Origin of the sequence: Bacteroides sp. MSK.18.37, assembly GCF_019129155.2 — a bacterium.
GTDB lineage: Bacteria > Bacteroidota > Bacteroidia > Bacteroidales > Bacteroidaceae > Bacteroides > Bacteroides ovatus.
In genome coordinates, this window is sequence record NZ_JAHOIB020000001.1 from 3,622,203 (window position 1) to 3,636,684 (window position 14,482).

At 45.6% G+C, this 14,482-nt stretch carries 8 protein-coding genes and 1 tRNA gene; all 9 read right to left on the bottom strand.

Features of this window, described 5'->3' with window-relative positions; translation table 11 throughout:
- Window position 1: 1 nt before the first annotated feature.
- The 9 genes from bglX to KSX81_RS14270 all read right to left on the bottom strand — a co-directional run bounded on the left by bglX (window position 2) and on the right by KSX81_RS14270 (window position 14,452).
- Complete coding sequence (gene bglX / locus KSX81_RS14230; RefSeq protein ID WP_004324488.1) at window positions 2–2,311, bottom strand: beta-glucosidase BglX; 2,310 nt, start codon at window positions 2,309–2,311, stop codon at window positions 2–4.
- A gap of 142 nt (window positions 2,312–2,453) precedes the next feature.
- The gene (locus tag KSX81_RS14235; protein ID WP_008024295.1) at window positions 2,454–3,986 is read right to left on the bottom strand and encodes a RagB/SusD family nutrient uptake outer membrane protein; all 1,533 of its coding nucleotides are present in this window, start codon (window positions 3,984–3,986) and stop codon (window positions 2,454–2,456) included.
- 64 nt (window positions 3,987–4,050) lie between these two features.
- Window positions 4,051–7,116 (bottom strand): SusC/RagA family TonB-linked outer membrane protein, encoded by a 3,066-nt coding sequence (locus KSX81_RS14240; RefSeq protein ID WP_009039766.1) that lies wholly within the window; start codon window positions 7,114–7,116, stop codon window positions 4,051–4,053.
- 181 nt (window positions 7,117–7,297) lie between these two features.
- Window positions 7,298–8,188, bottom strand: coding sequence for a carbohydrate kinase family protein (locus KSX81_RS14245; RefSeq protein ID WP_008642866.1), 891 nt, complete (start codon window positions 8,186–8,188; stop codon window positions 7,298–7,300).
- A gap of 56 nt (window positions 8,189–8,244) precedes the next feature.
- Window positions 8,245–8,329, bottom strand: a tRNA-Leu gene (locus KSX81_RS14250).
- Window positions 8,330–8,402: 73 nt separating this feature from the next.
- Complete coding sequence (locus KSX81_RS14255) at window positions 8,403–9,437, bottom strand: S41 family peptidase (RefSeq protein ID WP_008649432.1); 1,035 nt, start codon at window positions 9,435–9,437, stop codon at window positions 8,403–8,405.
- A 45-nt stretch (window positions 9,438–9,482) separates the two neighbouring features.
- Complete coding sequence (locus KSX81_RS14260; RefSeq protein WP_008642868.1) at window positions 9,483–10,343, bottom strand: DUF3316 domain-containing protein; 861 nt, start codon at window positions 10,341–10,343, stop codon at window positions 9,483–9,485.
- Window positions 10,343–12,988 carry a DNA gyrase/topoisomerase IV subunit A gene (locus KSX81_RS14265; protein ID WP_004309592.1) on the bottom strand — a complete coding sequence of 882 codons (2,646 nt, stop codon included), beginning with the start codon at window positions 12,986–12,988 and terminating at the stop codon, window positions 10,343–10,345. The genes KSX81_RS14260 and KSX81_RS14265 overlap by 1 nt, the downstream gene beginning before the upstream one ends.
- Before the next feature lie 135 nt (window positions 12,989–13,123).
- Complete coding sequence (locus tag KSX81_RS14270) at window positions 13,124–14,452, bottom strand: MFS transporter (protein ID WP_008998021.1); 1,329 nt, start codon at window positions 14,450–14,452, stop codon at window positions 13,124–13,126.
- Between the last annotated feature and the right edge of the window lie 30 nt (window positions 14,453–14,482).

The following is a 14,482-nucleotide window of genomic DNA, read 5'->3' on the forward strand; positions in this document are numbered from 1 at the left end:
TTTAGTTTAACGTGAACTTCGCGGTTTTCACATCACGGCTGTTCGTACCGATCATCACTTCAAAGTCGCCCGGTTCGGCAACCAGTTGCAAGTCATAATTATAGTATCGAAGCATTTCCGGAGCAATCTTGAAACGGACAATCTTCATTTCTCCCGGTTCCAGGAATATCTTTTGGAAACCTTTCAGCTCTTTGACGGGACGGGTACTGCTACCCACAACGTCGCGGATATAAAGCTGTACCACTTCCGAGCCGGGCCATGTTCCGGTATTGGTAACCTCCACTGCCGCGGTCAACGAACCGTTCATGTCCATGGAAGAATGACTCAAGTCGATGTCGCTGTAAGAGAACGTCGTATAAGAAAGGCCGTAACCGAACGGATAAAGCGGATCATTATCCACATCGAGATAGTTGCTGCGGAATTTCTCGAACCATTTGCCATCTTTCAATGGGCGTCCGGTATTTTTGTGCGCATAATAAAGAGGTATCTGGCCGACATTCTTCGGGAAAGTCATAGTCAGTTTACCACCCGGATTGACGTAACCGAAGAGGGCGTCACCAATGGCGTAAGCGGCTTCACTACCTCCGAACCATACATTCAGAATGGCAGGCACATGCTCCTGTTCCCAGTTCAGCGTAAGCGGACGTCCGGTGAATAACACCAGTACCACCGGTTTGCCTGTCTTTAAAAGTTCTTTCAACAGATTCTGTTGTACGTCGGGAATATTCAAGTCTGTACGACTGCTGCTTTCACCGCTCATTTCAGAAGATTCGCCTAGCGCTGCGATGATGATATCCGACCGACGGGCTACGTTCAATGCTTCGTCCAACAACTGCTGGTCGGTGCGGTTGTCACGGTTCAGGGAACGGCCGAACATCGTTGCCCGTTCTTCGTAACTTGCGTCACTAATCAGGTTGCTTCCTTTAGCGTACATGATATTCGCTTTTCCGGCTGTCATCTCTTTCAATCCTTCTACCAAAGAAGGGCAACGGTCGAGCACAGCTGCTACGCTCCATGTACCCGGCATATTGCTACGGCTGTTTGCCAACGGACCGATAACTGCAATATTTCCTTTTGGGTTGAAAGGCAACAACGGATTTCCGTTCGGATTACCGTCGGGACTGTCATTCTTCAGAAGAACGAAACTTTCTGCTGCAATTCTGCGGGCTGCATCACGATGGGCTTTGGTAAAGATGTCGCGTGCCGGACGTTTCGGATCGCAATATTTATAAGGATTATCAAACAATCCCAGTTTATATTTGGCTTCCAGAATACGACGGCAAGCCGTATTCAATGTTTCCATAGAGACTTTTCCTTCCTGAACGGATTTCTTCAGTGTCCCTACAAAACCCTCGCTTACCATATCCATATCCACTCCGGCGTTGATGGCACGGGCGGATACTGTCTGAAGATCACCGATACCGTGGTCGATCATTTCTGAAATGCCCGTATAATCAGTTACCACAAAACCGTTGAATCCCCACTGTCCGCGGAGAATATCCGTCATCAGCCATTTATTGGCAGTGGCCGGAATACCGTCTACTTCATTAAAAGAAGCCATCACGCTGCCTACACCCGCTTCAACGGCTGCTTCATACGGCAGCATATAATCATTGAACATTCGTTGGCGGCTCATATCCACGGTGTTATAGTCGCGGCCGGCTTCGCCTGCCCCATATAACGCAAAGTGTTTTACGCAGGCCATGATTTCGTCATTCCGTTCCATGTTTTTCCCCTGATAGCCGCGCACCATTGCTTCGGCAATCATGGCACCGAGAAACGGGTCTTCGCCACTACCTTCGGATACGCGTCCCCAACGAGGGTCACGTGAAATATCCACCATCGGGCTGAAAGTCCATGAGATTCCATCAGCACTTGCCTCTACGGCTGCAATGCGGGCAGACTCTTCAATGGCTGTCATGTCCCAGGTGCAAGACAAACCGAGCGGGATAGGGAACATCGTTTCGTACCCGTGAATAACGTCCATCCCGAACAATAACGGAATGCCCAGCCGTGAATCTTCCACAGCTTGTTTCTGTACTTCACGTATTTTCTCTACTCCTTTCAGATTGAACAATCCTCCCACTTCGCCTTTCTTGATTTTTGCGGCAATGTCGCTGCTTTTAGCTTGTCCCGTAGTGATCTCTCCGGTGACGGGAAGGTTTAACTGTCCGATTTTTTCTTCCAGCGTCATTTTATTCATCAATACGTCGATGAAACGATCCATATCCTGTGGCGACTTTTGTGCCGACGCGGTTAGAAAACCTGCGGCAAACAACAGGACGGATAGACTTAACTTTTTGTATATCATATTATTATAGTTAATTTTATCTCTATTCATATAAAGTCCTCCTGATGCGTTGAATGTTCGGCACCGAGGAGGACATTGTTCGACACCGAGGAACAGTAGTTTCGGCACCGAGGAAACAACCGTTCGGCACCGAGGAACTTTCTTATTGGTAGTCGGGGTTCTGTACTAACACTCCCTTAGACTTGTCGATCTCTGTCTGCGGCAGTGGAAGCAGTGCGTTTTTGTCCTGATAATTGGTTTTACCGGCTGCGTGCAACACTTCTTTTGCAATGCCCCAACGAACGAGGTCATAGAAACGGTCGAATTCCAACCCTAATTCCACACGGCGTTCGTGGCGGATGGCCTCACGCAATTCTCCCTGATCGGTAGTCGTCACTTTAGGCAATATATTGCTGTTGGTGCCTCTGGCGCGTGCGCGTACTTGTTCCAAATAGTCGATTGCTTCACCCGGAATACCTTTTTCATTAGCTGATTCGGCTCCCATCAGCAGTACATCTGCGTAGCGGATCAGACGAATGTTTACCCAGAATCCTTTGTTGGTATATTCTTTACGCAATGCCGGGTCGGTATAGGCTTTCTTATTGAAATAAGCACCCATTGCCGGGGAAACCGGAGACTCGCCGTATGGTTCGTTGGTGTTTTCCGGTGTGATAGGATCGCTGTCCGAGTGGCGGAAGTAGAGTAGGGTAGAGTTTTTGCGTGGATCACCCTGTTCGTATGCTTGCGCCATATACTCTGTTGCCATGTGCCATCCCCATCCCAAGTCCCATTGACCTGCTCCGCGTACACCTTGTACTTCACAGAACTGGCTACCGATAACGGTACTTTGAGGAAGAGCGGCAGTAGCTGTACATTGCAACTCGAATATAGAACCTCCGTTATTTTCACCATCATCCGTGAAAATCTCATTATACGGAGTCTTTAAGTTGTAGAGCCCCTTTTTGATGACATCGGTGGAGGCTGTGTACATATTGTTCCAGTCGTTGCGCATCATATAAGTACGCGCGTGTAAGGAACGGGCAGCTCCCCAAGTCAGTCGTCCGGTGTATTCGCTGCTCCATGTTTCCGGCAATGACTCTTCTGCTGTTTTCAGGTCTTTGTCAATCTGCTCATAGATTTTATCAGCGGTTGTCTTCGGGATATTGGCTTCCGAAGCGTCGTTGATTTTGTAAGTCACCAAAGGAACTTCGCCGAAAGCTCTTACCAGATTGAAGTAGCAATAAGCGCGGAAGAAAGAGGCTTCTCCCTTATTGATGATGTCTTCAGTTTCTGTTTGTCCGGCTGTTTCTTTTTCTGCAATGGCATCAAGAATCTCATTACATTGGTAGATGATGGCATAATTCTGTCCCCAATAAGCACCCAGTAGGCCGTTGGTCGGTGTATACACAAAATCATCATACATTTCGGCTACATCAGAGCCATCGCTGGCAATACTTCCTTTTTCCGAATCTTCCGAACGGAAACAGTGGATGGCAAAAGCAGGAGGGCCGGCTGTCACATTATAGTTACGCATCATCGTATAGACATTATAAATCTTACCGTTGACCAGAGCGTTCGGATTATCATCTTCCGTAAACTGTCCTTGTGGACTACGATCCAGAAAGTCACTACAGCTGCCTAGAAATAATGTAGTTGAAGTAATAAGGGCTGCAAATATATATTTATTCAGTTTCATATAATGATAGTTTTAAAGATTAAAGTTGTGTTCCGCATGGAAAACTGGCAGTGGCACCTTGCCACTAGAATGTTAGGTTGATACCGAAGGTATAGACTGCAGGTACAGGATAACTGCCGTTATCTACTCCGAATGCGGTGGCGGTTCCTCCAAGTTCGGGAGTATATCCGGTATTATGTTTCCATGTCTTCAGGTTCTGTATGTTGACATAGACTTTCAGGGCTTGCAGACGTATTTTGGCAATTAAGCTCTTGTCGAACGTATACGCTAACTGTACGTTGCGGATACGGAAGAAACTACCGTTCTCAATGTAATAGTCGGAATTCAAGTTATTGATAGAATGTTTGGTGTTCAGCAACGGTTGGGTGTTGGACGTACCTTCTCCGTGCCAGCGGTCCAAACGTTGTTCCAGGTAGTTGAACTGGGCAAAATTGTAGTTATCCCATGTACGGAAAATCTTGTTTCCGCCTTGTCCCATCATGTCGATGCCTAACGACCAATTCTTGTAGTCTACTCCGAGAGAAAAACCGTAAGTGACCTTTGGAGTCGGGTTGCCTATCATGGTACGGTCTTCCGGGGTGATTTCTCCGTCACCGTTCACATCGGCGAATTTCAGGTCACCGGGGGTAACGGTAGCCAATGTATTTTGGGGTGATGCGTCAATATCTGCTTGTGACTGATAAACGCCTGCCACTTTATAACCATAGAAATATCCGATAGGATAACCTGCCATTGTGTAACTTTGCTGCTTATCTCCGGCAATGATGGAGTATCCTTCCTGAACAAGACTTTTTACCTCATTCTTGATAGTAGTCAGGTTGGCACTGACGGAATATCCCCAATCACCAATCTGATCGCGCCAGGTTACAGCCATTTCCACTCCTTTATTCTGGATCTCTCCCAAGTTTCCGATACCGGGGATAGTTCCGGAAATTCCGGGAACTTCGGCTAACAAATCTTTGGTGTTCTTCTTATAGTAAACACCCTCAAAATGCAAGCGGTTGCGAAGTAGGTTCGTTTCAAATCCGGCTTCCCAGGCTTCTACTTTTTCCCAACGCAGGTTAGGATTAGGAAGATAGGCAAGCTGGTATCCGGGATAAATGATGGACGGTTTACCGAATACGGCCGAATAAGCATTGGTCAATAAGGGTTCGGCAGGATAGGCTTTATCCAGGTTCTGGTTTCCTAACGTACCGTAAGATGCTTTGATTTTCAACATATCCAGCCATTTGATGTCTTTCATAAATTCTTCTTCGGACATCAACCAACCTCCACCCAGTGAGAAGAAGTTCTGCCATTCATTGCCTGTGTAGGAGAAAGCGGAAGAACCATCCCGGCGGAAAGATCCGTTGAACAGATATTTACCTTTATAGTTGTAGATCACACGTGCAAGTACGGATAATGTACTGCGTTCCCATTGAGTACTTCCATTGGTAGCGGTAGCCGCATCGCCGATGCTGACAAACCATTTGTCCGGATTATCCGGAATAACCAGTCCGACCCCCTGCTTGCGTGCTCCGTCCAATCGGCTCAACGAATTATAATAGGTAGTAAAACCGGCGGTAGCTGTCAGGTTATGATTTCCATTATCAAAGCTGTTGGTGTATGTCAACAGGTAGTCGCTCTGAACTTTTGTTTCATTCTCTTTAAACTGGCTGACCTCGGTCTTGCCTGTTCCCAAAGTAGAGATCCCTCCGTTGACAGCGGCATCGTATACTTTTACGATCGGTGTATACGTCCGTCCGTTGTTCGACGCATAATCCATGGAGAACATTGCTTTGAACGTGAAATGTTTCAGGAAGTCTACTTCACCATAAATATTACCGGATGCCCGGTAGTTCTCCGCTTTGGTAGTATTCGCTTTCAATTCGACGTCTACCATCGGGTTGCTAATCTGCGCTTTCTGGAATTCGGGCAGAGCCGTATATAATCCGTATTCGTTGTTATACACCGGAGCGATAGGAGTTGCACGCAGGGCATTCAATACCTGTTTGGAATCAGCAGGAAGCATACGTGCACCGTTGAATTGGAAACCGACTTTCAAAAAGTCCGTAATCTTATAATCATTACTTGCGTTGATGGTTACCTTACTGAATTTCTCATGCTCGATGTTGCCTTGTTCGTAAGAGTAGCCTACACCCAGATAGAAACTATGTTTGGGCGAAGCCCCTGTAATACTGATGTTATTGTTTGTAATGAAAGCAGTCTGGAAAATTTCGTCTTGCCAGTCGGTATTGGCATCCCAGCCGGTATAATCGAAAGGGTCATCTTTCTGATTGGCAAGCTGTTCGTTATATAGTTCCTTGAATTGTGAACCATTCACCAGTTTCACTTTATCTACCACTTTCTTGAAACCGAAAGAAGTATTAATATTGACTAGTGTCTGTCCCTCTTTGGCTTTCTTTGTGGTAATGATGATAACACCATTCGCACCGCGAACACCGAAGATAGCCAGAGATGACGGGTCTTTCAGGATTTCCATGGATTCGATGTCCTCCGGATTCAGGAAATTGATGTTGTCATTGAATAATCCGTCGACAATGTACAGCGGTTTATATCCGTTGATGGAGTTTGTTCCGCGAATACGGATTTCCGGGTCCGATCCGGCTCGTCCGGAGTTTACAATCTGCACACCTGCCACTTTCCCCTGAAGGGAAGACAGCGGATTCATTGCCGGTTTGTTGGCTAACTCTTCTCCTTTGATATTGGTGATAGAACCTGTCAAGTCTCTTTTCTTTGCACTACCGTATCCGATAACGACTGTTTCGGCTAGTACTTGTGAATCTTCTTTTAAAGTGACATTGATGACGTTCTGTGTCCCCACTTTAATGGTTTGCGAAGTCATCCCCACGTATGAAAATGCCAGTACGTCCTCCGGAGTGACAGAGATTGAATATTTACCGTCCATGTCCGTGATGGTTCCGGTGGAAGTTCCTTGTACGAGTACCGATGCGCCGATCAATGGTTCATTGGCAGCGTCCGTCACTGTTCCTGTCACCGTCTTTGTCTGTGCAAAGGCTGATGCAGAGGCCAGTAGCAGGCAAACAAGCGTCATGATGCTCTTTGACCTGATGGCTTTTTTCTGAAGATGTTGTAAAAGTCTAGTCCTCATTGCATTAAATTTTTCCATTTGTTATTATTTAGGTTGAAGTCTTTTTTCTGCCGTCTTTTGGCGAGAGTAACAAAGGAAACAAACGAAATTCAAAAAAGATTTGGGAAAAAAGAGAGGATGCTTGTTTTTAACACAAAAGGGTGAGGAGACTGTTGAAAAAGTTCAGACATGAACCGGTGTGGTTCATGCCTTTCCTGTTTTAAAACATTTGTTCCGCAGTGGTCATACATTGAATGACGTCTTCTTTGCTGCCATTGAAAGGACCTGATTTCTCTATTTTTAATGTAGACATGGCGGCTGCAAAACGACCGGCTTCTTCGATGCCGGCACCTGATACCCGTTGATATAAATAGCCGATGGTATACGTGTCTCCACATCCCGTTGCGTCTACCACTTCTCTGGGCTTATAAGCCGGAATACGATAGAAGTCTTTTCCGTCGAAGATAAGTGAGCCCATGCCGCCTAATGTGACTAATACTTCTTTCACTCCCCATTCATATAATTGGCGGGCAGCTTCATGCGGGTCGGAAAGACCGGTCAGTACTTCCATTTCATGCTCGTTGACTTTGAGGAAATGAATATATTGCAAGGCTTCTCTCTTATCTGTCCAGTCCACCGGATAGACGTGGGTGTCACGCACTTCACGTAAATAGCCTTGTGAGTCTACTGCAATCAACCCTTTTTGAGATAGTTCTTTGATTACTTCCAATGAGAAGTCGTCAGCCAGCAGAGAGCCGAGATGGTAGATTTGCGCATCTATCTCTTTCAACTGACTGGCTGTGAACGGATCGGCTTTCGCTAATACCCGTTGGGTACGGTCGTCCGGATTGGCTCCATAGATGTTCTCGAAGTATACGGAGTGTTTGCTCGGTAAGGCAGTTACGTTAATACCCACTTTGCGCAGCTGCTCTACAACTTTCATTTCAGTGGCACCTACTGCCGTTACCAGCGCATAATCGATATCATTAAAATGGCGGATGGCATGTGAGCAATAAAAAGCTGTTCCTCCCGGCATGTAGACAGTGTTTTGAGGAGTGACTACTTTGTCTAATGTGATGTGACCGATGCAGCAAAGTTGATGTTTATTCATGTTTAACTAATTAAAAAGCCTCCAAGATAGTATCTTGAAGGCTTATAGTTTATTTTTGGTGCGGATGATAGGACTCGAACCTACACGCCTCACGGCACCAGATCCTAAGTCTGGCGCGGCTACCAATTACGCCACATCCGCATGTGTAGCTTTTTTGTTTAGCGGTGCAAAGATAGGAAGATTTTCTGATTTGGCAAATAATTCGACAATAAAGTTATTCACTTAAGATTTCGAATGCTTTTTCAATCAGAGTGTCTTTGTGCTTAAGTTGATCTGATTCAGACATATTGATGGCAATGTCCGGCTCAATACCTTCTTCCAAGGGTTGCTTGTTTTTGTCGAAATGCGGACTGGCGGAGAAACGGACGCTCCATCCATTAGGTAATTCCGATGAGAAGGGAAGTCCCGAACCACCTCCGGTCCAGTCACCTAACTGGATGATTCTTTTCTCTTCGTTGTCCTTGTTTAAGCTGCGCATCGCATTCACAAAATCATTGGTGGCACTATAACAACGACGATTGGTCAGAATGATTACTTTCTTCTGCCACCGGATGCTGTTGGATGGTTCCAGATAGATCGGCTCCATCTTGGAGAAATCATTATGTCCCGGTCCGGTTTTGTGCTGTATATATCCGGTAAGTGTTTTCTCGTTGGTAAACCGGGCGGCAATGCGGGTGGAGTTGGTCAGGTTTCCGCCTCCGTTATCACGTACATCGATGATTAATCCGTTGCAGGTGGCCAGGTAGAGGAGAACTTCATCCAAGTTGCCATCGCCCACTCCGGAACTGAAACTTTCATAACGAATATATCCTATATTATTATCGAATATTTTATACTTTAAACCGGCGGATGTATAGTATCCTGTGCTGGCACTGCCCAGATAAGTTTGATAGAGAATATCTTCCCGGTAGTTCCAGTCGTAACCCTGATACCATTCATCGTAGAAAGAAGTACGTTTGGCAGAGGATAGATTGACATGTCCGTCTTTTAAAATGTATAGCATCTGGCTTAGGATGTCGAACAGGTCGTCATTAGACATTGTCGGAATAATCAGTGGGCTATATTTGTCGTGAACGGCATCCCAGTCAATACCTTTTGCTTCCAGAAAACAATACTGTTCGTCGATGATCTTCCATAGTTGTTCGAAGTTTCCTACAGGATCATTGGCGTAGTCTTCTTCTCCGATGCAACCGGTCAATACCGGAAGACAGCAGAGCAGCCAAAGCATTTGTCTAATCTTATTTCTCATTCTTAATTGATCTCACTTGAAGTTTCAACATTAAATTTTGTTCTCTTAGTAGGCTCTGACCGATGAAGGCAAAGCTGTTCCTTTTTTGTTTCGGATACGGTATAGGTCTTTCACAAATCCTACCATGAATACGTGCGAGTAGGTATGTGTCTTGATATTGTTTACATTGGATTGTTGCAAATCAGCCAGATAGCTGAATCGCATTTTTGTATATCCTATCGGTAAGTCGACCGAGAGCATCTGCCGCAGTGAAGGCTGGTTGTGCAGGGAGGTGAACTTTATCACTCCACTCGAATTTCCCAGAGAGAATATCTCGTAGTAAGATTGTCCGTAGTGCGGTGAGAACATTACTCCCATCACCGGTAGATTGACTTGATAGCGTAATACCATCGGGTACCGTTTGATTTTCAAATGCCAGATAGCCATTCCGGAAGCATCCAAATTGACGTATGCCCGTGCGGATGCCGGATTGTTGGTGTTCCGGAGATTATAGACAAAGCCTCCGTTGGCATCTATCAATCCTCCGGCTAATAATTTGAAATTCTCCGTCAGTCGAAACTGGTAGTGTAATCCGTAATTCCAGTTGACTAATCCGGAGAAGGTGTTATTGTTATCGGCACGGTTATGGGTATAACCGATGTCTGCCTGAAAGAAATTCTGCACAGACACATTTCCATCGAATAACTTAGTCATCCGAATCGTCTCGCGGGAAATACGGAAGTCAATTCCTTTGTATTCCTGCGGTGAAAGATAGGTGTCGAATACGTTGGTAAATCCTACACCGTACATGGTGGCACGTGTTACATACCGATGGGTTTGCAGACTGTCAATCTGCGCTTGTAATCTGGTGCAAAGGGCGAACAGGATGCATCCTGTCAGCCCCAGATATATTAGTTTTTTCTTCATCAGAATAATTTCATCTGCCCGGTGATCTCATCAATAATATCGCCTTCGCTCTTATCACTGTCCGGGTCCAGATTTTCCGGTTCCTCTTCCGGGCTTTCCTGCTGCTCTTGTTCAGGTTCGGGGAAGCGGGTCGGTTCAAGTTCGTTGATCGTATCCACGGTATAGGTCGTGATGCGTTTTCCTTTGGCTTTGAACCCTTTGACAGCTATGAATTCATCTGCATCGATATCCAACGGATCACGGAAGCTGTCGTGTCCGCCAAATATAACTTCCAGACGCGGATAGTACTCATCGGTCAGCAAGATGAGACGGTTATTCTTATTCTCTCCCAGATAGTTCTGTTTGCGGTTGGAGGCCTCGAAGCAGAAACGTTTCAGGTACGGGTAATTCTGTTGATCGGCATCATAAAGTGCAGCGGTCCATACCTTATGGGGATCGAATTTCTCAACGATGCTCACATTGTCTTCGTAGTGATTGCTCAAATCGAAGTTGGTGGTGTAGAAATCACCATTGTTCAGTACAACCAGTATGGAGTCGTCACTTTGGAATTCTCCCAGGTATTCGCCGCGTCCATCATAGTTGAGGCGAAGTATGTCACGGTCGAACCAGACTTTACGTCCACCGAGAGTAGAGCCGCCTTTCTGTTTCAAGGATATTTTGTGTACCGGCAAGCGGGTGAGAATTATCCCCCGTGCCTGGCGTCCCTTGATACTGACTTCGCTGAAGTCATGCTCGAAGATGATGCGGCGTACACGCGGGTTCGGCTTCAATGTCACTTTGATAATTTCGGCTTCTCCGTTCGGGTTGGCACTGAAATAGGTAATTCGTGAATCGGGAGTTCCCAGTGTCACATCATATTCGCGGTCGCGGACCACGGAAGTTACGGCGAAACGTTTTACGTAGGTCGTTCCTTCTTTTCCGTCGCGGTAGGCTACGTTGTAGATTGTACGTTTATCGTTCTTCTTGAATACATTGACATAAAGAACGTTCTTACCGACAAATTTCTTATCGGCAACGGGGGTGACGATATATTTACCATCACGGAAGAAGATAATGACATCGTCGATATCCGAACAGCAGGCTACGAACTCATCTTTCTTCAAGGTCGTTCCGATAAATCCTTCTTCACGGTTGATATAGAGTTTCTCGTTTGCTTCTACTACTTTGGCTGCTTCGATGGTGTCGAAGTTTCGCAATTCCGTGTGGCGCGGGAAATTCTTGCCGTATTTGTTCTTCAGCATCTGATACCAGTTGACGGTATAATCCACGATGTGAGCCAGGTGGTTATCAATCTCGGCAATTTCCTCTTTCATCTTGGCGATCAGTTCATCTGCTTTGTCTGAGTTGAATTTCAGGATACGCCCCATTTTGATTTCCATCAACTTGAGAATATCTTCTTTCGTAACTTCACGGATAAATGTCGGATAGTAAGGTGTCAGACGTTCGTCGATATGTGCACAGGCTGCATCCATGTCTTTGGATTGCTCGAACTCTTTATCCTTATAGATGCGTTCTTCGATAAATATCTTTTCGAGAGAAGAGAAATGCAGGGATTCCAGAATTTCTCCTTTCTTGATTTCCAGCTCCTGCTTCAGCAAATCCATCGTATTGTCTGCCGACTTTTTCAGGACTTTGCTCACAGTGAGGAAATGTGGCTTACTGTCATCGATAATACAGCAGTTGGGCGAGATACTTACTTCACAGTCAGTGAAAGCGTACAGAGCATCAATCGTTTTATCTGATGAGGTGCCGGGTGCGAGGTGCACTAATATTTCTACGTTGGCAGCCGTATTGTCGTCTACCTTACGAATTTTGATCTTTCCTTTATCAACAGCTTTCAGGATAGAGTCGATCACTGTCGAAGTCGTCTTTCCGTATGGAATTTCTGTGATAGCAAGCGTTTTATTATCAATCTTGTTGATCTTGGCACGTACTTTCACGGCTCCGCCACGCTCTCCGTCGTTGTATTTGGCTACATCGATAGAGCCTCCTGTCTGGAAATCAGGATATAGTTGGAATTCCTCTCCGCGTAAATAGCTGATAGAGGCATCACAAAGTTCGTTGAAATTGTGTGGTAAAATTTTTGAAGAAAGTCCCACGGCGATACCTTCCACTCCCTGTGCTAATAATAACGGGAATTTCACAGGAAGAGTGACCGGTTCCTTGTTTCGTCCGTCATAAGAAAGTTTCCATTCGGTAGTTTTGGGATTGAAGACAACATCCAGCGCAAACTTGGACAAGCGTGCTTCGATATAACGGGGAGCAGCTGCGCCGTCTCCGGTGAGGATATTACCCCAGTTACCCTGACAATCGATCAACAGGTCTTTCTGTCCCAACTGTACCAGGGCATCTCCGATAGAAGCATCACCGTGAGGGTGGAACTGCATGGTGTGTCCCACAATGTTAGCCACTTTATTATACCGTCCGTCGTCCAGACGTTTCATTGAATGTAAAATACGTCGTTGCACAGGCTTTAAACCGTCATTGATATGAGGCACGGCACGTTCCAGTATAACGTATGAAGCATAGTCCAGAAACCAATTCTGGTACATGCCTGTTAACTGATGCTTTACGTTTTCGTCCCGCGTGTCCGCCGGTTTGTAGTCTGAATGTCCTTCCGTTATCTCGTTGATTTCGTCACTCATATATCAATCTTCGCTTTGCTTTAACAACAAATTATCTTCCTGAACATCAAAAAAGGGGATGTCCACGCAAAAATACGAAATAAATTCATATGAGGACGAAAAGAACTCACGTTTTTTATGATACTGACAGTTCTGTTAATCCTTTGATTTCACATTCCATACCAATAAAGCAAAAAAGACGGAGAGTAATGCGGCTCCGATCCAAAAAATATTGATATAAGAAAAGTCATAGATTTCTTTGCCATCGACAATGCTTTTATGCCCTCCTATGAGAATACCGCTCATAATATCCTGTATACCTGCCCCGATGTAACTGGCAATACCTACGATTCCTAATGCTGCACCTGAAGCGTTCCGGGGAGCAATGTCAACTGCCATCAATCCGCCCAAGAAACAGAGGAGTACTCCGATCGCAGTACCGAACAGTACCATGGATAACGCGTCTACCCAAAAGTGGACACCCGGAACTAATAGAAACAGACAAAGTGCCATTACATTCATCAGACCGAAGATGAGTGCAGGAGCATTTCTGCGCCCACTGAAAAACTTGTCGGAGATGACACCGGAAAACATTGTACCGATAATTCCACAAACCGAACCGATAGAAATGATAAAACTGGCGTCCAGTGTAGAATATCCTTTCTGGGTTTCCAGATAGAAGACTCCCCAGCTGTTTACGGCATAGCGGCTGACGTACATCAATGCACTCGAAATGGCAAGTATCCAAATTGCGGGCATCATTAGAGCTTGCCGTTGTGCCTTGTTGAAATCGGCAGCATCACCTGTTTCACTTTGCATTTGTGGATGATTGACGGCAGGCAGCCCTTCACTTTCCGGAGAATCATGAAAGAATCTCCAGACGATTAATGCCCCGATTATTCCGATACTTCCGGCTCCAATGAAACCGTATCTCCATCCTAAAGCACTGACAATGGAGGCGACAATAATGAAAGTCATTGCTTCCCCGATGTTGTGGCTTGCCGACCAGAAGCCATAGAACGATCCCCGTTTCTTATTTTCAAACCAACGGGATAATCCGACTACGCAAGAAGCAGCCCCCATTGACTGAAACCATCCGCTGATTCCCCATAATATGGCGAATAGAATGAAAGAGTGGGTGAATCCTAGGCATAAGTTTGCCAGGGCTGTAATTAGCAGTCCGGTGGACATGAAACGCCTGATATTGCTGCGGTCTGCCAGAAATCCGTTAGTGAATTTTCCGATAGCATAGGTGAAAAATAACACTGCTCCGATAATACCGAGCTCTGTTTCTGAAAAGATTCCTTCTTCAACAATCGGTTTCTTTACTACATTCAGGCTTAGCCGACAGACATAATAAATACCATATCCGGCTGTGGCGGAAAGAAAGGTAGCCCACTGCAATCTTTTAAGTTTTTTCTTGTCTTTTTTAAGAGGAGTCGCAGGAGTGCTGATGTGATAAAATTTGATAAGTTGTTTTAACATGGTGGTAGGATTTGATAGCCTAGTGAAAGG

Excerpts from the sequence above, each read along its gene's own strand:
- KSX81_RS14255 (WP_008649432.1), bottom strand. The coding sequence starts at position 9,437 with ATGAGAAATAAGATTAGACAAATGCTTTGGCTGCTCTGCTGTCTTCCG.
- KSX81_RS14245 (WP_008642866.1), bottom strand. The coding sequence starts at position 8,188 with ATGAATAAACATCAACTTTGCTGCATCGGTCACATCACATTAGACAAA.
- KSX81_RS14270 (WP_008998021.1), bottom strand. The coding sequence starts at position 14,452 with ATGTTAAAACAACTTATCAAATTTTATCACATCAGCACTCCTGCGACT.
- KSX81_RS14260 (WP_008642868.1), bottom strand. The coding sequence starts at position 10,343 with ATGAAGAAAAAACTAATATATCTGGGGCTGACAGGATGCATCCTGTTC.
- KSX81_RS14265 (WP_004309592.1), bottom strand. The coding sequence starts at position 12,988 with ATGAGTGACGAAATCAACGAGATAACGGAAGGACATTCAGACTACAAA.
- bglX (WP_004324488.1), bottom strand. The coding sequence starts at position 2,311 with ATGATATACAAAAAGTTAAGTCTATCCGTCCTGTTGTTTGCCGCAGGT.
- KSX81_RS14240 (WP_009039766.1), bottom strand. The coding sequence starts at position 7,116 with ATGGAAAAATTTAATGCAATGAGGACTAGACTTTTACAACATCTTCAG.
- KSX81_RS14235 (WP_008024295.1), bottom strand. The coding sequence starts at position 3,986 with ATGAAACTGAATAAATATATATTTGCAGCCCTTATTACTTCAACTACA.